Origin of the sequence: Actinoplanes sp. NPDC048988, assembly GCF_043197815.1 — a bacterium.
Lineage (GTDB): Bacteria > Actinomycetota > Actinomycetes > Mycobacteriales > Micromonosporaceae > Actinoplanes.
Map to the genome: position 1 here is coordinate 97,391 of NZ_JBICTW010000019.1, position 19,461 is coordinate 116,851.

Annotated in this window: 26 protein-coding genes and 1 riboswitch; of the genes, 10 read left to right on the forward strand and 16 right to left on the reverse strand. The window is 70.6% G+C overall.

The features are described 5' to 3' along the window. Positions 1 to 22: 22 nt before the first annotated feature. Positions 23 to 256 (forward strand): DUF2191 domain-containing protein, encoded by a 234-nt coding sequence (locus ACGFJ7_RS39370; RefSeq protein ID WP_392647007.1) that lies wholly within the window; start codon positions 23 to 25, stop codon positions 254 to 256. Then, on the forward strand, positions 253 to 678 hold the full coding sequence (locus ACGFJ7_RS39375; protein ID WP_392647009.1) for a PIN domain nuclease: 426 nt from the start codon (positions 253 to 255) through the stop codon (positions 676 to 678). The genes ACGFJ7_RS39370 and ACGFJ7_RS39375 overlap by 4 nt, the downstream gene beginning before the upstream one ends. A 15-nt stretch (positions 679 to 693) precedes the next feature. Here ACGFJ7_RS39375 and ACGFJ7_RS39380 read toward each other — a convergent pair whose 3' ends face one another. After that, a complete protein-coding gene (locus ACGFJ7_RS39380; protein WP_392647011.1) occupies positions 694 to 1,362 on the reverse strand; it encodes an NADPH-dependent F420 reductase in 669 nt (222 codons plus the stop codon). A 123-nt stretch (positions 1,363 to 1,485) separates the two neighbouring features. On the opposite strand from ACGFJ7_RS39380, the gene ACGFJ7_RS39385 reads away from it, so the two are divergent. After that, entirely contained in the window at positions 1,486 to 2,331 is an 846-nt protein-coding gene (locus tag ACGFJ7_RS39385) for an aldo/keto reductase (protein ID WP_392647013.1), read from the forward strand. Positions 2,332 to 2,367: 36 nt separating this feature from the next. On the opposite strand, the gene ACGFJ7_RS39390 is transcribed toward ACGFJ7_RS39385, so the two are convergent. The 4 genes from ACGFJ7_RS39390 to ACGFJ7_RS39405 all read right to left on the reverse strand — a co-directional run bounded on the left by ACGFJ7_RS39390 (position 2,368) and on the right by ACGFJ7_RS39405 (position 6,806). Beyond that, positions 2,368 to 3,285: a 5,10-methylenetetrahydrofolate reductase gene (locus ACGFJ7_RS39390; protein ID WP_360251927.1), complete on the reverse strand. Its 918-nt coding sequence runs from the start codon at positions 3,283 to 3,285 to the stop codon at positions 2,368 to 2,370. A gap of 23 nt (positions 3,286 to 3,308) precedes the next feature. Beyond that, on the reverse strand, positions 3,309 to 3,815 hold the full coding sequence (locus ACGFJ7_RS39395; RefSeq protein WP_392647015.1) for a hypothetical protein: 507 nt from the start codon (positions 3,813 to 3,815) through the stop codon (positions 3,309 to 3,311). Beyond that, complete coding sequence (locus tag ACGFJ7_RS39400; protein WP_392647017.1) at positions 3,812 to 5,530, reverse strand: twin-arginine translocation signal domain-containing protein; 1,719 nt, start codon at positions 5,528 to 5,530, stop codon at positions 3,812 to 3,814. The genes ACGFJ7_RS39395 and ACGFJ7_RS39400 overlap by 4 nt, the downstream gene beginning before the upstream one ends. Positions 5,531 to 5,837: 307 nt before the next feature. Continuing rightward, entirely contained in the window at positions 5,838 to 6,806 is a 969-nt protein-coding gene (locus ACGFJ7_RS39405; protein WP_392647019.1) for a LysR family transcriptional regulator, read from the reverse strand. A gap of 79 nt (positions 6,807 to 6,885) precedes the next feature. On the opposite strand from ACGFJ7_RS39405, the gene ACGFJ7_RS39410 reads away from it, so the two are divergent. Then, positions 6,886 to 7,644: an aldo/keto reductase gene (locus ACGFJ7_RS39410; protein ID WP_392647021.1), complete on the forward strand. Its 759-nt coding sequence runs from the start codon at positions 6,886 to 6,888 to the stop codon at positions 7,642 to 7,644. After that, positions 7,605 to 7,865, forward strand: a complete 261-nt coding sequence (locus ACGFJ7_RS39415; RefSeq protein WP_392647023.1) for an aldo/keto reductase — start codon at positions 7,605 to 7,607, stop codon at positions 7,863 to 7,865. Before ACGFJ7_RS39410 ends, ACGFJ7_RS39415 begins: the two co-directional genes overlap by 40 nt. 3 nt (positions 7,866 to 7,868) lie before the next feature. On the opposite strand, the gene ACGFJ7_RS39420 is transcribed toward ACGFJ7_RS39415, so the two are convergent. From ACGFJ7_RS39420 to ACGFJ7_RS39430, 3 genes are all read right to left on the reverse strand, one after another. Next, positions 7,869 to 8,672 (reverse strand): energy-coupling factor transporter transmembrane component T family protein, encoded by an 804-nt coding sequence (locus ACGFJ7_RS39420; protein WP_392647025.1) that lies wholly within the window; start codon positions 8,670 to 8,672, stop codon positions 7,869 to 7,871. Positions 8,673 to 8,730: 58 nt separating this feature from the next. Continuing rightward, the gene (locus tag ACGFJ7_RS39425) at positions 8,731 to 10,152 is read right to left on the reverse strand and encodes an ABC transporter ATP-binding protein (protein WP_360251954.1); all 1,422 of its coding nucleotides are present in this window, start codon (positions 10,150 to 10,152) and stop codon (positions 8,731 to 8,733) included. An 18-nt stretch (positions 10,153 to 10,170) separates the two neighbouring features. Beyond that, on the reverse strand, positions 10,171 to 10,743 hold the full coding sequence (locus ACGFJ7_RS39430; RefSeq protein ID WP_360251957.1) for an ECF transporter S component: 573 nt from the start codon (positions 10,741 to 10,743) through the stop codon (positions 10,171 to 10,173). Beyond that, positions 10,742 to 10,846, reverse strand: a riboswitch (TPP riboswitch). (Overlaps the previous gene by 2 nt.) Before the next feature lie 140 nt (positions 10,847 to 10,986). Between ACGFJ7_RS39430 and ACGFJ7_RS39435 the strand changes: the two genes are divergently transcribed. Further along, complete coding sequence (locus tag ACGFJ7_RS39435; RefSeq protein ID WP_360251960.1) at positions 10,987 to 11,805, forward strand: alpha/beta hydrolase; 819 nt, start codon at positions 10,987 to 10,989, stop codon at positions 11,803 to 11,805. 52 nt (positions 11,806 to 11,857) lie between these two features. Continuing rightward, entirely contained in the window at positions 11,858 to 12,382 is a 525-nt protein-coding gene (locus ACGFJ7_RS39440; RefSeq protein WP_360251963.1) for a DUF6328 family protein, read from the forward strand. Here ACGFJ7_RS39440 and ACGFJ7_RS39445 read toward each other — a convergent pair. Genes ACGFJ7_RS39445 through ACGFJ7_RS39475 form a run of 7 tightly spaced genes read right to left on the reverse strand, consistent with a single transcriptional unit; the run spans position 12,348 to position 16,542 of the window. Further along, positions 12,348 to 12,956, reverse strand: coding sequence for a hypothetical protein (locus ACGFJ7_RS39445; RefSeq protein ID WP_360251966.1), 609 nt, complete (start codon positions 12,954 to 12,956; stop codon positions 12,348 to 12,350). The genes ACGFJ7_RS39440 and ACGFJ7_RS39445 overlap by 35 nt on opposite strands. A gap of 20 nt (positions 12,957 to 12,976) precedes the next feature. After that, positions 12,977 to 13,384 (reverse strand): Fur family transcriptional regulator, encoded by a 408-nt coding sequence (locus ACGFJ7_RS39450; protein ID WP_360251969.1) that lies wholly within the window; start codon positions 13,382 to 13,384, stop codon positions 12,977 to 12,979. Further along, positions 13,381 to 13,671, reverse strand: a complete 291-nt coding sequence (locus tag ACGFJ7_RS39455; RefSeq protein WP_360251972.1) for a metalloregulator ArsR/SmtB family transcription factor — start codon at positions 13,669 to 13,671, stop codon at positions 13,381 to 13,383. The genes ACGFJ7_RS39450 and ACGFJ7_RS39455 overlap by 4 nt, the downstream gene beginning before the upstream one ends. 2 nt (positions 13,672 to 13,673) lie before the next feature. Continuing rightward, on the reverse strand, positions 13,674 to 14,543 hold the full coding sequence (locus ACGFJ7_RS39460; protein ID WP_360251975.1) for a metal ABC transporter permease: 870 nt from the start codon (positions 14,541 to 14,543) through the stop codon (positions 13,674 to 13,676). After that, complete coding sequence (locus ACGFJ7_RS39465; protein ID WP_360251978.1) at positions 14,543 to 15,325, reverse strand: metal ABC transporter ATP-binding protein; 783 nt, start codon at positions 15,323 to 15,325, stop codon at positions 14,543 to 14,545. Before ACGFJ7_RS39465 ends, ACGFJ7_RS39460 begins: the two co-directional genes overlap by 1 nt. Beyond that, a complete protein-coding gene (locus tag ACGFJ7_RS39470; RefSeq protein ID WP_392647031.1) occupies positions 15,322 to 16,239 on the reverse strand; it encodes a metal ABC transporter substrate-binding protein in 918 nt (305 codons plus the stop codon). Before ACGFJ7_RS39470 ends, ACGFJ7_RS39465 begins: the two co-directional genes overlap by 4 nt. Positions 16,240 to 16,287: 48 nt before the next feature. Beyond that, on the reverse strand, positions 16,288 to 16,542 hold the full coding sequence (locus tag ACGFJ7_RS39475) for a DUF6703 family protein (RefSeq protein WP_360251984.1): 255 nt from the start codon (positions 16,540 to 16,542) through the stop codon (positions 16,288 to 16,290). Positions 16,543 to 16,579: 37 nt separating this feature from the next. Between ACGFJ7_RS39475 and ACGFJ7_RS39480 the strand changes: the two genes are divergently transcribed. From ACGFJ7_RS39480 to ACGFJ7_RS39490, 3 genes are all read left to right on the forward strand, one after another. Then, positions 16,580 to 16,921, forward strand: coding sequence for an antibiotic biosynthesis monooxygenase family protein (locus tag ACGFJ7_RS39480; RefSeq protein WP_360251987.1), 342 nt, complete (start codon positions 16,580 to 16,582; stop codon positions 16,919 to 16,921). Positions 16,922 to 16,938: 17 nt separating this feature from the next. After that, a complete protein-coding gene (locus tag ACGFJ7_RS39485; protein WP_360251990.1) occupies positions 16,939 to 17,439 on the forward strand; it encodes a hypothetical protein in 501 nt (166 codons plus the stop codon). Positions 17,440 to 17,502: 63 nt separating this feature from the next. Further along, positions 17,503 to 18,882, forward strand: coding sequence for a glycine--tRNA ligase (locus tag ACGFJ7_RS39490; RefSeq protein WP_360251993.1), 1,380 nt, complete (start codon positions 17,503 to 17,505; stop codon positions 18,880 to 18,882). On the opposite strand, the gene ACGFJ7_RS39495 is transcribed toward ACGFJ7_RS39490, so the two are convergent. Further along, entirely contained in the window at positions 18,879 to 19,373 is a 495-nt protein-coding gene (locus ACGFJ7_RS39495) for an XdhC family protein (RefSeq protein ID WP_360251996.1), read from the reverse strand. The genes ACGFJ7_RS39490 and ACGFJ7_RS39495 overlap by 4 nt on opposite strands. Positions 19,374 to 19,461 lie beyond the last annotated feature (88 nt).

Genomic DNA, 19,461 nt, shown 5'->3' on the forward strand with positions numbered 1-19,461 from the left:
GTAAAGCTATATTGCGAAGGAGGTGAGCGGAACCATGGGGGCGTTGATGGGCCGGATCGAGATCGAGCTTGACGACGAAACGCTGGCCGAGGCCGCTGCTTTTCTGGGGACGTCGAGTCCCGCGGACACCGTCAAGGCCGCTGTGCTCGACGTCGTCGAGGGCAAACGTCGCCTCGAGGCCTTCGACCGGCTGGCCGGGATGGCCGCGGCCGGCGAATTCGATCACTTGAAAGACAAGACGAACTATCGGCCATGAAAACGCCGATCTTTCTCGTCGACACCAGCGCGTTCTATCGTCTGCTCCGCAATCCGGAGCTGAACGCCATCTGGCGCACGCATATGAGGCACGGGCTCTTCGCGGATTGCGAGATCACCGAGCTCGAAATCCTCCATGGCGCTCACTCCCGGGCCCATCGCGACGAACTGGAAGCCGAGCTGCAGCAATCCTATCGATGGATTGTCATGCCGGAGCGTGTGTGGTCACGGGCGAGGTTGGTGCAGCGGTTACTCACCGACGGCGGCAGTCATCGATCGGCCGGTCCGGTCGACCTGTTGGCCGCCGCGGCGGCGGAGGAGCACGGCATGGTGCTCCTCCACTACGACGCGGACTTTCACCAGATCGCCGAAGTCACTGGCCAGGAGACGTTCTGGGTTGCTCGGCGCGGGTCGGTCGACTGAGGCAGCCGGCCTCTGTCAGCGCTGGGCGGCGGCTATGGCGTCGCGGATGGTGGCGGCGCCGGCTGGGGTGCCGGTGGGGTCCTCGAAGGCGCCGTAGGGCGGGCCGTAGACGGGCTGGCCCGGTTCCTGGCGCCACGACTCGGAGAGGGGGCCGATGTCGACCGCGTCGTACCCGATGGCGTTGAGGAACTCGGTGGTGGTCTTCTTGGCCGGGTCGTCGTCGCCGGCGATGGGCAGGGCCGAACGCTCCGGGGAGCCGGCCGGGCGGGCCAGGGAGGCCAGGTGCTTGAAGTTGATGTTGTTGAAGACCTTGACCACCTTCGCGCCGGCCAGATGCTCCTGCTCGATCTGGGCGCTGGTGGTCTGCTTCGAGTCAAGGGCCTCGAAGTTGCCGTCGCGCTGCGGGTAGTAGTTGTTCGTGTCGAGCACTACCTTGCCGGCCAGCTCGGCCACCGGGAGCTGAGTGTGGGCCTTGAACGGGACGCTCACCACGACGATGTCGCCGGCCGTGGCGGCCTCGACCGCGGTGGCGGCGCGGGCCCTCGGGCCCAGCTCGTCGACGAGGGACTTCAGCGTCTCGGGGCCGCGGGAATTACTCACCACGACGTCGTAGCCGGCCGCGACGGCCAGCCGCGCCACGGCGCTGCCGATGTAGCCGCTGCCGATGAATCCGATAGTCGTCATAGTCGCGACAACCGACGGCCGGTGTGTTTGATTCCGACCCTAAAAAAGTAGCAGTGAGCAGGGAAATCGGTATCGGATGATGAGGGGAGTGCGTGTGGGGCCCGCGCGGCTAGCGTTTTCGCAGTGATCAGAGCGGACGCCGCGGGCGTGGGGAAACTCGGGGACAGGGTCGTCAACCGGCTGGGTTTCGGGTCGATGCGGCTCACCCCGCGGGCGGACACCTCGGTGGCGATCAAGGTGGTGCGGGCGGCGGTCGAGCTGGGGGTCGACCACATCGACACTGCCGCCTTCTACGTTTCGCCCGGTGGTGTTCTCGACGTCGGTGAAGGGGCTCCGCGCTACGCCACCGAGTTGATCCGGGAAGCACTTCATCCGTACCCCCGGGAACTGGTTCTGGCGACCAAGGTCGGGCCGTGGGCGGAGACGGCCGACGACCTGCGCGCTCACGTCCATGAGAACCTGCGGCGGCTCGGTGTCGAACGGCTCGACCTGGTCAATCTGCGCCTGACCCGGCGCGGCGGTTCGCTCGCGGAACGGTTCCGGGTGCTGGCCGATCTGCGCGCCGAAGGGCTGATCCGCGACCTCGGGCTGTCGAACGCGACGCTCGACCAGGTCGACGAGGCTTCCGCGATCGCGCCCGTGGTCTGCGTGCAGAATAGTTACGCCGTTGACCTGCGGCGCGACGACGACCTGGTGCCGGCGCTGGCCGCGCGGGGCATCGCCTTCGTGCCTTTCTTCGCCATTGCCGGGCCGCGCCGCGAGGACGGCGCGAGCGACGACCACGACGAGGCCGTACGGCGGATCGCGCGCACGCACGGGGTGACACCGCATCAGATCCGGCTTGCCTGGACGCTCCATCAAGGACCCAACGTCTTGGCTGTTCCCGGTACGGGCGACCCGCGGCACCTGCGCGAGAACATCGCCGCCGGCGCCGTCCGGTTGACGGCGGACGAGCTGGCGGCGCTCTGAGTCCATCAATGGCCGGCGCCGCCGGGCTCGGGCGGGTCAGCCGCGCAGAAGGGTGGCCACCTCGGCGGCCAGGTCGGTGGCGGCCTCGATTTCGGCTCGGCGGATGGAGACGCTTTCGACGTGGAAGCCGAAGGGCATGCCCAGGCGGGTGCAGAAGCCGTGCAGGTCGCGGGCTATGGCCAGGGTCTCGCGGTACGAGTCGGCCAGTGGGTCGGCGGAGTGGCTCAGTGTCGTGGAGAGCCAGCGGGGTACGTCGACGCCCAGCCACTTGAGGAACTCGAGGGTCTTCTCCGAGCCGCACAGGGACAGCGTGAAGATCACCGGGCGCGGCGTCAGGCCGAGCGCGCGGCACTCGAAGAAGTAGTCGGTGAGCAGGTTCTTCGTCTCGTTCAGGTCGTAGATGACCTGGGTGACGAAGAAGGTGCTGCCGCGGCGCTGCTTGGCGATCATGCGGTGGTGCTCGTCGCCGTTGCGGGCGTGCCGTTCGCCGATCACCACGGAGCCCAGGGGCAGGTTCGGCCGTACGGCGGTGCGCAGCTCCTGGGCCTGGCGCAGCGTCGTGCGGACCTCTTTGTCGCCCGACGACGCTCCGACGAAGACGCTGAGCACGTTGGCGTCGGCCGAGGCCATCCAGGCACTCAGATCGTCCGGCGCGTACTTGCCGACACAGCGGTAGATGATCGCCGGCTTTTCCCAGGCGCCCAGAAACGAGGTGTAGAAGACCGCGGGGTCCATGGTCGGCAGGTAGGGGAACGGGCGCTCGTCCGGGTTCCGGTCCGACTCGTCGTCGATGTCGTACAGGATGAGGCCGTCGAGATCGAGGCCGGCCAGCCGCTTCACGGTGACCTCGGCGATCTCCTGGACCTTCTCCGGTGTGGCGCTGCGGCGGGGCGGGGTGACGCCGAAAAGCATCACCCCGCCCGTGGCCTGCTCGAGCTTGGACTGCAAAGACATCCGACAAGCGTAGAAAGTGCTGGTCAGTGGTCGGCGCAGCAGGGGGTCGGTTCCCGCGTTTCGAACGGGACGAGCACCCCGCCGGCGGCCGGTGTCGTGGTCAGCACAAGATCGCCACTGCGGAATTGCGGCCGTACGAAATCCCGGGTGTCCACGATGTCGGCATCGTCGGCCGGGCCGGAGCCCAGGATCTCGACCCGGTCTATAGCGCTGATCTTGAGCACTTCGGCCACCGTCAGCGTGCCGGTCAGTTCGGCTGAGCCGCGGAAAATCACGGCTCGCCCGAATTTTCCGGACACAGCGGCGTCAGCTGCCTCCTGAAGCTCCGGAGCGGTCTCGAACGCTCCGGTCACACTGATCGCCACGTGCGGGAACGGGCTCTGCACCAGATGCGTGCAGGCCAGCGACGGTGCCGGGTCCAGCGACAGGATCCAGTGATCGGCTTCCGCCGTCGTGCGGTGGCCGAGGCTGACCCCGGACACCGCCGACGTGGACACCGCCGACGTGGACACCGAGCGGTACAAGGTCACCGGCCCGACGGCAGGACGAAGATCGGGTTCGTGTAGAACCACAGGTCACCCCACGGGTCGGCGTCGCCCGAGACGTCGAGCTTGGGGCCGAACGGGTCGACCGTCGCGCCGAGCAGGCCGGGCTGCGTGCGCTTGCCGTCGGTGCCGCGGACCCGTACGTAGAAAGGCTTGTCCAGGCGGCCCAGCGAGAACGTCAGCGACGCCTTCTTGGCGCCCGCGTTGATCTCGAAGGACTTGACCACCTTGGTGTCGGGGGCCTGGAACGTGTCCCGGTCCTTCACCGGGCCGGTGATGGTGCCGACGATGACGTCGACCCGCTTGAGGACCGGCACGAACTGCGCCCAGTTCGGCACGTCCTGCAGGTCGATCTCGAGGGTCAGCTCGGTGCTGGTGCCCCGCCTGACCTGGTGCACGCCGCCGAGCGGGGTGCCGGTGAACGGGCGGCGGTCGCCGGACGTACGGACCCGGGCGTCCAGGCCCTTGATCAGCCGGCCGTGGTCGACCCAGACGCGGCCGGCGCGCAGGCCGTCCATGACCGCCTTGTAGCCGAACGAGGTGGCGCCCACGTTCGTACGGCCGTAGAAGCCCGGCCAGAAGTCGCCGGCCGTGGTCAGCGTCTTACCGGTGTAGACCGGGTCGTTGTACTTGCCGTTGACGTCGAAGTTGCTGTCCGGTCCCCGGTCCGACTGGTCCAGGTAGTTGACGTGCGAGTCCGAGTTGACGGTGATCCACCACGCCTTGCCCTCGGCGAGCAGGCTGTCCCACAGGCCGCCGACGGTGGCGGTCATCCAGTCGAAGCCGCCCCACGTCCGGTAGCTCTCCAGCGGGTAACCCGGGAACGACGCGGCCGACGGGTTGTTGTCGTAGTAGCCCCGGGCGCCGCCGCGGCCGTTGGGGGCCGGGATGCCGGCGGCCTGGTGGCCGGGCGCCCCCTCGAAGCCGACCGCCACCGACGGGTCGGCGTCGCGCCAGTTGCGGATCTCGTGCGGCGAGTCGATGCCACGACGGGCCGGGTGGTTGGCCAGGAACAGCGCGCCGTCGATCTTGCGGGCGCGGACCTGCGAGCCGAGGAACTTGATGCCGGCGATCGCGGCCGCCTCGTTCTGCGCGGTCGTGTTGGTGGCCGGCAGCAGGTTGCCGTCGTAGTTGTTCTCGAACTGCTTGAGAACCTCGACCTCGTTCCGGCTCGGGGTCACGAAGACGGTCGCGTGCTCGGCGGCCGGGATGTTCCACTCCAGACCCTGGAAGGTCAGGAGGTCCTTGTACTCCTCGCGGGTCTTCCGGATGTCCGGGTTGACCTTCTCCACGCCGATCTTGGCGTGCGCGACGCTGCCGTGGTCGGTGATGACGACCCAGTCGAGGCCGAACGCGCGGCCGTGACGGGCCTGGTCGATCACCCGGTACTGGGCGTCCGAGCTGTACTGCGTGTGGATGTGGTGGTCGCCGGCGAGCCAGCGGAACCCGCCCTTGTCCGACCCGCCACCGACCGGGCCGTGCGAGTGCGGCAGGCCGGCGGCCTGGGCGGCCGACGGGACGGCGAGCACGGAGGCGGCGGCGCCGGCGCCGAGCAGGCCCGCGCCGCGCAGGAAACCGCGCCGGGAGACGTCGGACGGCGACAGCTCGCTGTCCGGAATGCTCAGGTCGAGGGCGGGGGCGAGGTCGCCACCGGCGCTCTCGTGCGTGTGGTCGTGCGTGTGGTCGTGGCCGTGACCCATAGCGAGTTCTCCCAGTTGGAGATAGACACATGCTCTTCCTGGCACACGTTGTCCGGATCACGCCAACACCCGCTGTCGATCTAGTGACGTACGGGGAAATTACTTTCGTAAGGTCGATCGCGGCCGTTGGTGTCGGGTGCCGGGCACCCCCGCGCTCACAGCGTTCCGGCCATGGCGATAACGCTGCGAGAACTGACAAAGAGGTACGGGCTGGACGAGGCATCTAGGGCCGAACGGGGCCGGCCAGCCGACCACGATGCGCATGGTGCTCGGGCTCGACCGGCCCTACGTCGAGTACCGGTGCCGATCAGCCGGTGGGCGGTCGGCTCGCGGCGATGTCGATCAGGTGGCGGCGGCAGGCTCGTGTGGCGGCGCCGAGACGGCGGTCGCGATGGTGGATCACGCCGATCGCCGGATGCGCCGGGGCGTCGGCCAGCGGCACGACCGCCACCGGCGGGCCGGGGGTCTCGGCCGCGGTGCCGGCCAGCAGAGCCACGCCGAGACCGGCCGACACCAGCTCCCGGATGCTGGCCGCGCTGTGCGACTCGAAAGGCACCCAGGCGGTGAATCCGGCCGCCCGCGCCGCCTCGTCCAGGATGGCCCGGAGCCCGCTGCCGGCCGGAAGGCAGACGAACGGCTCATCGCGCGCTTCGCCCAGGTCGATCGGGCGCTCGTGGGTGAGGTTCGCGTCGAGGGGGCGCGGCCCGGCCCGGCGTTTTCCGGCTGGGGCTGTCGCGCGCGTGCGGGCCAGCCGGTGGCCGGGTGGGACGATCAGGACCACGCTCTCATGGGCGATCGTGCGGGCCGAGAAACGCGACGGCAGATCCGCGTGGACCGGGCCGACCACCAGGTCGGCTGTGCCGTCGTCGAGGCGGGTCAGCAGATCGGCGATCAGGCCGGTGCGCAGGCTCAGCGCGACACCCGGATAACGGCGGTTAAACCCGGCCAGGGCGCCGGGCAGGTCGAATCCGCCGAGCACCGCTGTCGCGCCGAGTGTCACCCGGCCGGTCAGCACGGCGGCCAGGTCCTCGAGGTCGGCCCGGGCGCCGTCGAGTTCGCCGAAGGCGCGGCGTACGCGGTGCAGCAGTAGCTCGCCGGCCTCGGTGAGGGTGACCCGCCGGGTCGTTCGGGTGAACAGCTCGGCGCCCAGCTCCGCCTCGAGCAGCCGGATCTGCGCGGACACCGCGGACTGGGCCACGTGCAGCTGCTCGGCGGCCCGGGTGAAACCGCCGCAGCGGGCGACCGCCTCGAAGTAGGTCAGCTGGCGCAACTCCATCGATTCATCTTGGACGGCGATGAATGTCAGCGCCAACGAGTCTTGGACATATCAACGGTAGCGGCCCAGGCTCGTCGGCATGGAACAGAAGACGCTCGGGGCCACCGGCCCGGCCACCTCCGCGATCGGGCTCGGCTGCATGGGCTTCTCCCAGGCCTACGGCCCGGCCGACGACGAGGTGTCGGCCGCCGTCATCCGGGACGCCCTCGATCACGGCATCACCCTGATCGACACGGCGATGAGCTACGGCCGGGGCCACAACGAGACGCTGGTCGGCCGTGCGATCGCCGGCCGCCGCGACGAGGTCGTGCTGGCCACCAAGTTCGGCATCGTCCGCGGCGAGGACGGCACCCGCCTCGACGGCCGCCCGGAGAACGTTCGCGGATACTGCGAGGCGTCGCTGCGGCGGCTCGGCACCGACCACATCGACCTGTACTACCTGCACCGGGTCGATCCGGAGGTGCCGGTCGCCGACACCGTCGGCGCGATGTCCGACCTCGTCGCCGCCGGCAAGGTCCGCCATCTCGGCCTCTCCGAGGTCAACCCGGCGCAGCTGGGCCAGGCCGCGGCCGTGCACCCGATCGCCGCCGTGCAGTTCGAGTGGTCCCTGGCCTGGCGCGAGCCCGAGGACGACGTGGTGCCGGCGGCCCGGGCGATCGGCGCCGGGCTGGTGCCGTACAGCCCGCTCGGCCGGGGTCTGCTGACCGGAACGCTGCCCTCCGGCCCGTTCCCGGAGGGCGACTTCCGCCGTGCCGACCCCCGGTTCGGACCGGAGCATCTGCCGGCCAACCTCGCCTCGTGCGGGCCCTGGCCGAGGTGGCCGAGGCGCACGGCGTGACGCCCGGGCAACTCGCCCTGGCCTGGCTGCTGGCGCGCGGCCCGGACGTGGTGCCGATCCCCGGCACCCGCAACCGCCGGCGGCTCGCGGAGAACGCGTCGGCGGCCGGCATCGTGCTCGCGGAGCGGGACCTGGCGGCGCTGGACGCCGCGGTGCCCCGCGAGGGCTGGCGGGGCGACCGCACGTCGTTCGCGGCCCACGGCACGGTGCGCACCCGCTGACGATCAGCCGATGATCGGGCGGAACAGGCCGAGGGCGATGCTGGTGCCCAGGGCCACGGCCGACAGGGCCACGGCGCCCAGCAGCAGGGCGGTGTCGGCGGGGGTGAAGATCTGGCGGCGGGCGTAGGTGCGGGGCAGGCCCGAGTCGAAGCCGCGGGCGTCCATGGCCACGGCCAGGCGGCCGCCTCGGCGCAGGGCTCCGACCAGCAGGGCGAACGCGGTGGAGACGAACAGGCGCAGGGCCGCTACGGGGTTGCGGCCGGCGTCGACGCCGCGGGCTCGGCGGGCCAAGGTGATCATCTGCCATTCCTGGTCGAGCAGGGGGAGCAGGCGGAAGGCGGCCAGGGCGCCGATGGCGAAGCGGGGTGGGGCCTTGGCGTTCTGGACCAGGGCGTCGGCCAGGTCGGTGGGGTCGGTGGTGGCGAAGACGATCACGCCGGGGACGGCGATGGCGAACAGGCGCAGGATCAGGCCCAGGGCCGACACCAGCACGCCGGTGGTGATGTCGAACGGGCCCAGGTCGAGCAGGAGGCGGCCGCCGCGGTCGGCGGCGAACAGGACCATCGTGGCCAGCAGGCCCAGCGCGGCGATCAGCAGGGGCCAGGCGCGGCGGGCCAGGACCGACAGCCGTACGCCGAAGAGAGGAAGCACCGCCAGCTCGATGGCCAGGGCGATCGCGGGGGTCAGCGGGTCGAGTGTGGACAGCAGCGGCAGCGTGAAGAGCAGCGCCGCGCCCAGCTTGGCCACGGGATTGCGCCGGGCCAGCGGGGCCGCGGGGTCGGCGACGGGTTGAAGGACGAAGCTCATCCGCGCCGCTGCCGGGTGAAGAGGGTCGCGGGAGGGCCGAGGCTGTGCGCTAGGTGGTTCACAGGCGCCGCCGGCGGGGGAGCGGGTCGGGCAGGCGCGGGGTGCCGAGCGGAAAGGTGCGGTCGGCGATCGTCTGGACGAAGTCGTCGTCGTGGGTGACGGCGATGATGGCGTGGCCGTCGTCGCGCAGGGTCGACAGCAGGGTGACCAGCTCGATCCAGGTGCGCCTGTCCTGGCCGAAGGTGGGCTCGTCGAGCACGAGCAGCCGCGGCGCGGTGGCCAGGGCGGTGGCGACGCTGAGGCGGCGGGCTTCGCCGCCGGAGAGGGTGTACGGGTTGGCGGCCGCCAGCTTCGTCAGCCGCAGCCGTTCCAGCAGGTCGTCGATGACCTGCTGGTCGTAGCGGCCCAGCCGGCGCGGGCCCAGGGCCAGCTCGTCGACCACCCGTGTCGTCACGAACTGGTGTTCCGGGTTCTGGAAGACCGAGCCGATCCGGCCGGTCAGCGTGGCCGCGCGCCAGCGGTGCGGAGGCTTCGGGTCGTCGAAGGCGTGCACGCGGCCCCCGGTCGGGGCGAGCAGGCCGCCGAGCAGCAGGGCCAGGGTCGACTTGCCGGCGCCGTTGGGGCCGGTCACCGCCAGGACCTCGCCCTCGCCGGCGCCGAGCGACACGGGGGCCAGGCGCCCCGCGACTGTGGCCTGCTCCGTGCGTACGAGGGAAGGATCTGCCGTTGATCTTGATTTGAGCGGGGGAATGGTGAAGCCCGGAACCCAGACACCCTCGTCGGCCAGGCGATCGCCGTAGGCCGCGAACACGACCTCGGGCGCGCCGTCGGCCCGGACGCCCCCGGCCGGCTCGAGCACGACGACGCGGTCGACCAGGGGCAGCGCCTCGGCGACCCGGTGCTCCACGATGATCATGGAGGCGTCCAGGCGGAGGGCGGCGATGGCCTCGCGGACCAGGACGGCGCCGTCCGGGTCGAGGTTGGCGGTGGGCTCGTCGAGCAGCAGCAGGCGAGGGCTGAGGGCGAGCACCCCGGCCAGCGCGAGCCGCTGGGCCTCGCCGCCGGAGAGCGCCGCGGTCGAGCGGATGATCGGATAAGGGAAGCCGACCCGGTCGAGCGCGTCGCTGACCCGCGGCCAGATGTCGGCCGGTGGGACCCCGCGGTTCTCCAGGCCGAAGGCCACGTCGTCGCCGCTGCGGGCCATGACGAGCTGGGTCTGCGGATCCTGGAAGACGATGCCGACCTGGTCGCGGGCCTTGCGCGGGTCGAGGCCGTCGATCTCGATGGCGCCCTCGGACTCGCCCGAGTCCTCCGGCAGCAGGCCGGCCAGCGCGGACAGCAGGGTGCTCTTGCCCGCCCCGGAGGGCCCGAGCAGGAGCACCCGCTCGCCGTGCTCGATCCGCAGGTCGACGTCGCGGACGGCCCAGGCGCGACGGCCCGCGTGCCGCCAGCCGAAACCGCGCAGAACGACCTCACTCATATCGGGAATGAGACCAGATCAGACCAGGGCGCGCGACCGGCCCGCCGGAAACCGGTCGAGCACACCGGTCTGTGCCAGGGCGCGGGTCAGCGCGACGCTGCCGAAGCCGGCGATGACCAGCGACGACAGCGCGGTGATGACGATGTACCAGATGCGCATGGTGGCCCACGAGGTGCCGCCGTACCAGACGAAGGCGTCGTAGACCGAGGCCACGACCCCGGCCGTGGTGGCCGCGAGCAGGGCCACCGGCAGGTTGTAGGCCTTGTAGGCGAAGGCGGCGAACACGAGCTCGGCCCCGAGCGCCTCGAGCGGTCCCTGGATGACCAGGGTCCAGCCCCAGCTCGTGCCGACCGCGGCCGACACCAGCGCGGCCAGGGTGAGGGTGTAGAAGGCGGCGCCCGGCTTACGGACGATGAGGGCGCCGAGGACGGCCGGCACCAGCCACACGCCGTAGATCACGGCCCGGCCGGGCAGCGGGATGGCGTCGGCGGGGCCGTTCCAAAGCAGGCCCCAGGCCCAGAAGATCACGCCGAAGGCGACGGCGATGATCGAGGCGATGACGATGTCGATGGTGCGCCATCGAGATGACATGTGGTTCCTCCCGAGCTTCCTGCGCTGGCATTACCCAGATCAGGTACGAGGGTCTGCGGTGTCACCCGCACTCTCAGCGCTGTGCGCTCCCCTGTCGGACGAGGTTTATTCGCGACCTACCCTGAGTTGCAGATGCGGCGACTCTGGGATGGCGTCTGCACCGTCGCGAATAAACCTCGTGCATTAGTTTCGATGACGCTAACACCGCTTGCTTCTGTGCGCCCAGCGAGGGAGTGATCACACATGGAGATCAAGGCCCGGGGTTTGACCTTCGATGTCTTCGAGGGCGGCCCTGCCGACGGCGACCCGGTTCTGCTGCTGCACGGCTTCCCGCAGGACCACCGCGAATTCGATCTGCTCGCGCCGAAACTGCATGCGGCCGGCTTGCGGACGTACGCCATGGACCAGCGCGGCGTCTCCCCGGGCGCCCGCCCGGCGGACGTCGGCGCCTACCGGATCACCGAGGCGGTGGCGGACGCGGTCGGCGTGCTCGACGCCCTGGGCCTCGAGTCGGCGCACGTCATCGGCCACGACTGGGGCGCCAACGTCGGCTGGATGCTCGCCGCCTGGCATCCCGAGCGGGTCCGTACGCTCACCGCGGTCTCCGTCCCGCACCCCAAGGCGCTGCAATTGGCGTTGCGGACCCGGCCGTCGCAGCGGGCCCGCCTGGCGTACTTCAAGGTCTTCCAGTCGGCCGCCGCCGAGCGACTGCTGCTCGCCAACGACGCCGCCGCCCTGCGCTGGATGCTCAAGCCGATCGGCGAGCGGGCCGGCCTCTACGTCGAGGCCAACCGGGAGCCGGGCCGGCTCACCGGCGGCCTGAACTGGTACCGGGCGCTGACCTTCGACCAGCTCAAGGACGTACGCCTGATCCAGGTGCCCACCACCTACGTCTGGAGCGACAAGGACGGCGTGGTCTCGCTGACCGCGGCGCTGCGCACCCGCGACTGGGTCGACGCCGACTACCAGATGGTCGCTATGCGAGGAATCAGCCACTGGGTCCCCGAGCAGGCGGCCACCGCCCTTGCGGAAGCGGCCATAGCGCGCATCCAGGGAGTTTGATTCACGTTCACCTTGGGGTACTCGTCGCGGCATGCCACCCGAGAAGCCGCGGATGAAGCACGAGTCGGAGAAACAACGCTGGGACCGCAACTTCGCCGATCTCCTCCAGGAGCTGCGGGTCGCGCAGACCGGCATCCAGATCCTGTTCGCCTTCCTGCTGACCCTGCCGTTCAGCAACGGCTTCCCCAAGGTCACGCAATTCCAGAAGGACACGTACGTGGTGGCGCTGCTCGCCGCCGCGGGCGCCACCGCGATGATCATCGCGCCGGTCGCCTTCCACCGGGCGCTGTTCCGTCAGGGCCGCAAGCCCGAACTGGTCCGGTACGCCCATCGGATGGCGACCGGCGGCCTCGCGTTCCTGCTGGTCTCGATGGCGGCCAGCGTCCTGCTGGTCACCGACTACATCCTGGACCGGCCGATCGCCTTCATCTTCAGCGCCCTCACCGCCCTGTTCTTCCTGACCTTCTGGGCCGGCATCCCGTGGCTGCGCCGCAACTGGATCGACGAGGACGACGAGGACGACGAGCAGGACTACGCCGAGGCTAGCGACGAGAACCTTTCAGGCCGAGACTCCTGAGCTCCAGCTCGGCCAGCGCGTCGACCGCCTCGGGGTCGCCGTTGCGCCAGCTCTGCGCGATGTCCGGGCCCATCTTGGCCAGCCGGTTCAGCGGCTGGCCGGCCAGGGCCCGCAGCGCGAGCAGGTCACGGCCGGCGGGCTGATTCCGTACGGAGGTGGCCACGCCGGCCCGGCGGATCCAGCGGATCCGCAGCGGCAGCCAGATCAACAGCACCAGCGCCAGCGGCACGGCGACCGCGGCCAGGGCCATGATGACGGCCATCTGGTCGACGATCTCCTGCTGCTGGCGCCCGGCCTCGGCCAGGTTGCGGGCGGCGTCGGCGGCGCCGGTGAACGGCTTGACCAGCTGGTCACCGACGAGCGGCACCTTGCCGACCTTGCCGCCGGCGTCGGCCAGGTTGTCGGCGATGCCGCCGCCCGCGCTCTCCAGCTTGGCGCCGGGCACGCCCAGCTTCTCGACCATGTCGTGCACCCACAGGCCGGCGCGAACCCAGAGGTAGACCCAGATCACCACGACGATGTCGGTGATCAGCTGGCGGACGGCGGTGGGGATCCTGTCGGCATAGAGCTTCACGCCGTTAGGGTCCCATGTGCTCAGTCCCGGGGCCTGGCCGCGCAGTCGGGGCAGGTTCCGAAGATCTCCATCGTGTGCGAGACGTCGACGAAGCCGTGCTTGCCGGCCACCTTGTCGGCCCACGACTCGACCGCCGGGCCCTCCACCTCGACCGCGCGGCCGCACGACCGGCACACCAGGTGGTGATGGTGCCCCTGGCTGCACCGGCGGTACAGGTGCTCGCCGCCGGGTGGGCGCATCACGTCGATCTCGCCGGCGTCGGCCAGGCCCTGCAACGTGCGGTAGACGGTGGTCAGCCCCACCCGCTCCCCGCGCTCGCGCAGGATGGCGTGCAGCTCCTGGGCGCTGTTGAAGCCCTCGGTCTCGGCCAGCACGGCGCTGACCGCACTGCGCTGCTTGGTGTTGCGCTGCTGACTCTCGGTGCTCACGAACGAACCTCCCTCGCATGGCTGACGGCGTCGGCGACGATGTGTGCGACGTGGTCGTCCACCAGGGAGTATGCGATCTCCCGGCCCCGTCGTGCACCTCGCACCACACCCGCGCCGCGCAGGACCCGCAAATGCTGGGACACCAGCGGCTGCGGCGCGCCCAGCTTCTCGACCAGCTCGTGCACGCAGCGCTCGCCGGCGCCCAGCTCGGCGACGATCGCGACGCGGATCGGCGCGGAGAGCGCCCGCAGCAGCTCGCCGGCCGGCTCGTACGTTTCGTAACCCATTCTCAGGCCTCCTGGAGAACCACGTCAGGGGGCTCCACCTCGCGCGGCGGGTGGGCCCGGCGGCGCAGGACCCGCCAGGTCGCGCCGCCGACGGCGATCGCCACGAAGATGGCCAGGGCCAGGATGACGGTGGTGGCGCCGGGCGGGGTGTCCACCTCGGCCGAGAAGACGACGCCGGCGCCGGCCGCGCCGACGCCGATCAGCATCGCCGCCACCATCGTGCTGCGGAAGCCGCGGGTCACCTGCTGCGCGGCCGCGACCGGGATGACCATCAGCGCCGAGACCAGCAACAACCCGACGGTGCGCATGGCGATGGTCACGGTGACGGCGGTGGTCACGGCCATCAGAAGATTGAGGGTACGGACGGGAAGGCCGCTCACCCGGGCGTACTCCTCGTCGTTGCAGACGGCGAACAGCGCCGGCCGGAAGGCCAGCATCGCGATCAGCACCAGGGCGCCGAGCACGGCGATCAGCGCGATGTCGGTGGGCGACGTCGTGATCAGCGAGCCGAACAGATATTGGATCAGGCTGTTGCTGCTCGCGTCGTCGGAGAGCGACACCAGCACCACGCCGCCGGCGATGCCGCCGTAGAAGAGCAGGGCCAGGGCGAGGTCGCCCGAGGTACGGCCGCGTTCGCGGATCAGCTCGACGCCGATGGCGCCGGCGGCCGAGACGATGACGGCGGCCAGCACGGGGGACTGGTTGAGCAGCAGGCCGACGCCGACGCCGGTCAGGGCGACGTGGCCGATGCCGTCGCCGATCAGCGACAGGCGCCGCTGCACCAGGTAGATGCCGAGCGACGGCGCGGCCAGGCCGATGATGAGCGCGCCGGCCAGGGCACGCATCATGAAGTCGTACTGGAAAAGATCCATCAGTTTGCTGCCATGCGGTCGGTGGGGGCCCACTCGCAGATGCCGGCGGTGGGCTGGACGGCGTGCGGATGCACGTGGTCGTGGTCGGGCTCGGCGTGGTGGCCGGCCGGCTCCGGCGGCGCGCCCTCGAAGGCGATGCGGCCCTCGTGCACCACCACGGCCCGGTCGATGAGCGGGCGCAGCGGGCCGAGCTCGTGCGCCACCAGCAGGATCGTGCCGCCGGTGTCGCCGAAGCGGCCCAGCGCGGCGGCGAACGCCTCCTGGCTGGCCGCGTCCACACCCGCGGTGGGCTCGTCCAGCACCAGCAGGTCCGGCTTTCCGGCCAGGGCCCGGGCGATCAACGTGCGCTGCTGCTGCCCACCCGAGAGGGTCGAGACCGGATCGTTGACGCGGTCCAGGAGGCCGACATCGGTCAGCGCGTCGCGCACGGCCGTCTTGTCGGCCGCGCCGGGCAGCCGGAAGATGCCGCGCCGGGCCAGGCGGCCGGAGGCGACGACCTCGCCGACGGTGGCCGGCACCCCGCTGCCGGCGCCGAGACGCTGCGGCACATATCCGACCCGGGCCCACTGCTTGAAGCGCCGCTGCGGCGTACCGAAGAGGTCGATCTCGCCGCGGCCGATCGGTACCAGCCCGAGGATCGTGCGGATCAGTGTGGATTTGCCGGAGCCGTTGGCGCCGAGGATGGCGACGACCTCTTTCTGGTCGACGGCCAGGGAGACGTCGTGCAGGATCTCCCGGCCCTCGTATCCGACGGCCAGATGGCGTACGTCGACGATGCTCATGCTGTGCACCCCAGGGCGGTGGTGATGGCGGTCAGGTTGGCGCGCATCACGGAGAAATAGTCGTGGGAGGAATCGGTCAGACCCTCGAGCGGATCGAGGACGGCGGTCTTGGCGCCGACCTCGCGGGCGATGGTCTCGGCCACGGCCGGGCTGACCAGCGTCTCGAAGAAGATCGTGGTGGTGCCGGTCGTCTTGGCGGTCTCGGCCACCTCGGCCAGGCGCTGCGGGGAGGGCTCGGCCTCGGGCGAGATGCCGGTGATGCCGACCTCGGTCAGGTCGTATCGGTCGGCCAGGTAGTGGAACGCCTCGTGGCTGGTGACCAGCTCGCGGCGCTCGCAGGTCTTGAGGCTGGTCGCGTACTCGGTGTTGAGTTTGTCGAGCTCGGCGTGCAGTGCGGCCGCGCGGGCCGTGAAGTCGGCCGCGTGCGCGGGGTCGGCCTGGCCGAGACGCTCGCCGAGCTTGTCGGCGATGGTGGCGAAGCGGACCGGGTCGAGCCAGACGTGCGGGTCCATGCCGCCCTCGGCCGTCTCGTGCTCGTGCTCCTCGCCCGCGTGGTCGTCGTCCTCGCTCGCCGGCAGCAGGGTCACCACCGAGGCGGCGTCGAACGCGTGGTCCTCGCCCTCCTGGGCGACGGCCTCGTCGACCGCCGGCTGGAAGCCCTTGAGGTAGACGACCAGGCCGGCCCCGGCCACGTCACCGACCTGGCGCGGGGTGAGCTCGATGTCGTGCGGCTCGGCGCCGGGCTTGGTCAGGTTGGAGACGCTCACCTGGTCGCCGCCGATGCGCTCGCTGAGGAACTGCAGCGGGTAGAACGCGGTGACCACGGCGAACTTGCCGTCCTCGGCGCCGGCGCCGCTGCCGCAGCCGGCCAGCATCGTCAGCGGGAGCAGAAGGGCGAACAGGCGGCGGCGCATAGCATCTACTGTCGCCGACAATGATAATGATTGTCAAAAGCGCATGGGTCACACTGCCTTGGCGACCACGGCCGCCAGCAGCAGAACGAGCATGATCAGCCGGATGGCGCGGGTCGGCGGCGACTGCACCGGCCAGGTCGTGAAGGTCAGCGTGGCCAGACCCAGCCACAGCAGGAACAACAGCGCCGCCCCGACGATCCCGGGCAGGAACAGGCCCGCCATCAGAACGGCCAGCGCCGCGATGAAGGCCGTGGTCGGGCTCACCCGGGCCAGCCGGCGCAGCACATTGTCGGACGGTGTCACCGCGTCACCCCTGTCTCGGCTCTCGTACCCTGTCGCCATGCTGGTGCTCAACCGCTTCGCCGTGCCGGCGGACACGCACGACGAGTTCGTCGCCCAGGCCCACGCCGCTCTCGCCGCCCTCGCCGAGCGGCCCGGATATCTCTCCGGGCGGCTCGCCCGCGCGCTCGAGGACCCCACCCACTGGACGCTGGTGACCGAGTGGGAGTCGGTCGGAGCTTACCGGCGCGCACTGGGCGCCTTCGATGTGAAGGTGCACGCCACCCCGCTGCTCGCCCGCTCGCTCGACGAGCCGTCCGCGTTCGAGACGCTGGCCTCGGCCGCGCCCGGCTCGCCGGTGGTCGAGGCGGAGAGCGACCGGGCCGCCGAGCCCTGGCGCTGACGACTACTGTTGCGCACATGACCACGGCGCCGCCCTTCGTACCGCCGCCCCCGCAGGGTCCCGGCGTGCAGCCGCCCTTCCCGGCGCCGCCGGTCGAGGGCAAGGGCCGGCGCATCGGCATGGGGCTCGGCATCGCCGGCGTGGTGCTGGTGCTGGTCTGCGGCGGCGGGGTCGCCGCGCTCATCGGCCTCGTCTCGGCCGGGTCGAGCGCGCTGCAGGAGCGGGCGCACACGGCGGTCGACGACTACCTGAGCGCGCTGAAGGCCGGTAACTACAAGGCGGCGTACGGCGACCTCTGCGAAAGCGCCCGGCGCCGCGAGTCCCAGGCCGATTTCCAGGCCCGCGTCTCGGCCGAGGAGCCGATCATCTCGTGGCGCCTCGGCAAGCTCGAGGCGACGTACAACCTCACCGTGCCCGTCGAGGCCACCTACGCCGGCGGTGACGTGGAGCAGCTGACCGCCGAGCTCGACCAGAACACGTCCACGGGCGAGTTCGAGGTGTGCGAGCTCGCGGAGTAAATTCTCTGTTCGTCCCGATCCATACCGATGTCCCCGCCGACACCCAGCCGGCGTAGGAGGAACATGCCCGCCGACCGTATCGATGCCGTCGTCAGCCTGGCCAAGCGCCGTGGCTTCGTCTTCCCCTCCAGCGAGATCTACGGAGGAACCCGCTCGGCCTGGGACTACGGTCCGCTGGGAGTGGAGCTGAAGGAGAACGTCCGCCGCCAGTGGTGGCGCACGATGGTCCAGCAGCGCGACGACATCGTCGGCCTCGACTCCGCCGTCATCCTCGCGCGCGACGTGTGGGCGGCCTCCGGCCACCTCGACGCGTTCGTCGACCCGCTGACCGAGTGCCAGTCCTGCCACAAGCGGTTCCGCGCCGACCACCTCGAGGAGGCGTGGGAGGCCAAGCACGGCTCGCCGCCCGCCTCGCTGCAGGAGCTGAACTGCCCGAACTGCGGCAACAAGGGCACCTTCACCGAGCCGAAGATGTTCAACGGCCTGATGAAGACCTACCTCGGCCCGACCGAGAGCGCCGAGGGCCTGCACTACCTGCGGCCCGAGACCGCGCAGGGCATCTTCGTCAACTACAACAACGTGGCCCAGGCCGCCCGCAAGAAGCCGCCGTTCGGCATCGCGCAGATCGGCAAGAGCTTCCGCAACGAGATCACGCCGGGCAACTTCATCTTCCGCACGCGCGAGTTCGAGCAGATGGAGATGGAGTTCTTCGTCGAGCCCGGCAGCGACGAGAAGTGGCACGACTACTGGCTTCAGGAGCGCTGGAACTGGTACCGCGACCTGGGCCTCTCGGAGAGCAATCTCCGCTTCTTCGAGCACCCGGCGGAGAAGCTGTCGCACTACTCGAAGCGCACCGTGGACATCGAATACCGGTTCCAGTTCGGTGGTACGGAGTTCGCCGAGCTCGAGGGCATCGCCAACCGCACCGACTTCGACCTGTCGACCCACTCGAAGCACTCCGGCGTCGACCTCTCCTACTTCGATCAGGAGAAGCAGGAGCGCTGGGTGCCGTACGTGATCGAGCCGGCGGCCGGCCTCACCCGCGCGGTGCTGGCCTTCCTGCTCGAGGCGTACGACGAGGACGAGGCCCCGAACACCAAGGGCGGCGTCGACAAGCGGACGGTCATGCGCTTCGACCCCCGCCTGGCCCCGATCAAGGTGGCGGTGCTGCCGCTCTCGCGCAACCCCGACCTGTCCCCGAAGGCCCGCGGCCTCGCCGCCGACCTGCGCAAGCGCTGGATCGTCGAGTTCGACGACTCGCAGGCGATCGGCCGTCGCTACCGCCGCCAGGACGAGATCGGCACCCCGTTCTGCGTCACCGTCGACTTCGACACCCTGACCGACGACGCGGTGACGGTGCGCGACCGTGACACCATGAAGCAGGAGCGGGTCGGCCTGGCCCAGATCGAGGACTACCTCCTCAAGCGCCTGCCGGGAGCCTAGAACTCGAACCCGCCCGGTCGGCCGTTCCGGTCCGCGATCAACCCGGCCAGGGTCGCCACAGCGATCTCAGCCGGCGTCCGCGACCCGATGTTCAGGCCGATCGGGCGGTGCACCCGCCCGATCTGATCCTCGCCGACCCCGAGGTCGCGCAGGGCCGCCACGTGCGGCCCCTCGACCTTGGGGTTCCCCACGATCCCGATCCATCGGGTCGCACGTTCCAGGGCGTCCTTCAGCACGCTCCCGATCTCATTCCGATGGTGGTCGCTCACCACCACGTCGGTGTGCTCATCCAGCCCCGCCGCGTCGAAATCGTGTACGAACGTGTCGCCGTGCGCCCGCGGCAGTCCTTGCAGCCGAGCCTCATCCGGCTCCACCAGCACCGTCTGAAAGCCCAGATCGGCACCGAGCCGCAGCATCGCCTCACCCACGGCCGACTGGAACACCACCACGAGCCGCCGCGGACTCGACGCCGTTTTCCCCTCATCGCTCACGCCGCCGACTCTGCCAGAGGTATCCGATCATTGCGCCGCATCGTCATCGATGCGAGATTGGCAAGGGTCCGTCCGGGTGATCGAGAGG

Bases quoted from the DNA above. Each gene is read 5' to 3' on its own strand.
- ACGFJ7_RS39480 (WP_360251987.1), top strand. From the start codon at position 16,580: ATGCTGGTGCTCAACCGCTTCGCCGTGCCGGCGGACACGCACGACGAG.
- ACGFJ7_RS39375 (WP_392647009.1), top strand. From the start codon at position 253: ATGAAAACGCCGATCTTTCTCGTCGACACCAGCGCGTTCTATCGTCTG.
- ACGFJ7_RS39410 (WP_392647021.1), top strand. From the start codon at position 6,886: ATGGAACAGAAGACGCTCGGGGCCACCGGCCCGGCCACCTCCGCGATC.
- ACGFJ7_RS39430 (WP_360251957.1), bottom strand. From the start codon at position 10,743: ATGTCATCTCGATGGCGCACCATCGACATCGTCATCGCCTCGATCATC.
- ACGFJ7_RS39485 (WP_360251990.1), top strand. From the start codon at position 16,939: ATGACCACGGCGCCGCCCTTCGTACCGCCGCCCCCGCAGGGTCCCGGC.
- ACGFJ7_RS39380 (WP_392647011.1), bottom strand. From the start codon at position 1,362: ATGACGACTATCGGATTCATCGGCAGCGGCTACATCGGCAGCGCCGTG.
- ACGFJ7_RS39425 (WP_360251954.1), bottom strand. From the start codon at position 10,152: ATGAGTGAGGTCGTTCTGCGCGGTTTCGGCTGGCGGCACGCGGGCCGT.
- ACGFJ7_RS39455 (WP_360251972.1), bottom strand. From the start codon at position 13,671: ATGGGTTACGAAACGTACGAGCCGGCCGGCGAGCTGCTGCGGGCGCTC.
- ACGFJ7_RS39390 (WP_360251927.1), bottom strand. From the start codon at position 3,285: ATGTCTTTGCAGTCCAAGCTCGAGCAGGCCACGGGCGGGGTGATGCTT.
- ACGFJ7_RS39465 (WP_360251978.1), bottom strand. From the start codon at position 15,325: ATGAGCATCGTCGACGTACGCCATCTGGCCGTCGGATACGAGGGCCGG.
- ACGFJ7_RS39440 (WP_360251963.1), top strand. From the start codon at position 11,858: ATGAAGCACGAGTCGGAGAAACAACGCTGGGACCGCAACTTCGCCGAT.
- ACGFJ7_RS39435 (WP_360251960.1), top strand. From the start codon at position 10,987: ATGGAGATCAAGGCCCGGGGTTTGACCTTCGATGTCTTCGAGGGCGGC.
- ACGFJ7_RS39400 (WP_392647017.1), bottom strand. From the start codon at position 5,530: ATGGGTCACGGCCACGACCACACGCACGACCACACGCACGAGAGCGCC.
- ACGFJ7_RS39470 (WP_392647031.1), bottom strand. From the start codon at position 16,239: ATGCGCCGCCGCCTGTTCGCCCTTCTGCTCCCGCTGACGATGCTGGCC.
- ACGFJ7_RS39405 (WP_392647019.1), bottom strand. From the start codon at position 6,806: ATGGAGTTGCGCCAGCTGACCTACTTCGAGGCGGTCGCCCGCTGCGGC.
- ACGFJ7_RS39420 (WP_392647025.1), bottom strand. From the start codon at position 8,672: ATGAGCTTCGTCCTTCAACCCGTCGCCGACCCCGCGGCCCCGCTGGCC.
- ACGFJ7_RS39460 (WP_360251975.1), bottom strand. From the start codon at position 14,543: ATGGATCTTTTCCAGTACGACTTCATGATGCGTGCCCTGGCCGGCGCG.
- ACGFJ7_RS39490 (WP_360251993.1), top strand. From the start codon at position 17,503: ATGCCCGCCGACCGTATCGATGCCGTCGTCAGCCTGGCCAAGCGCCGT.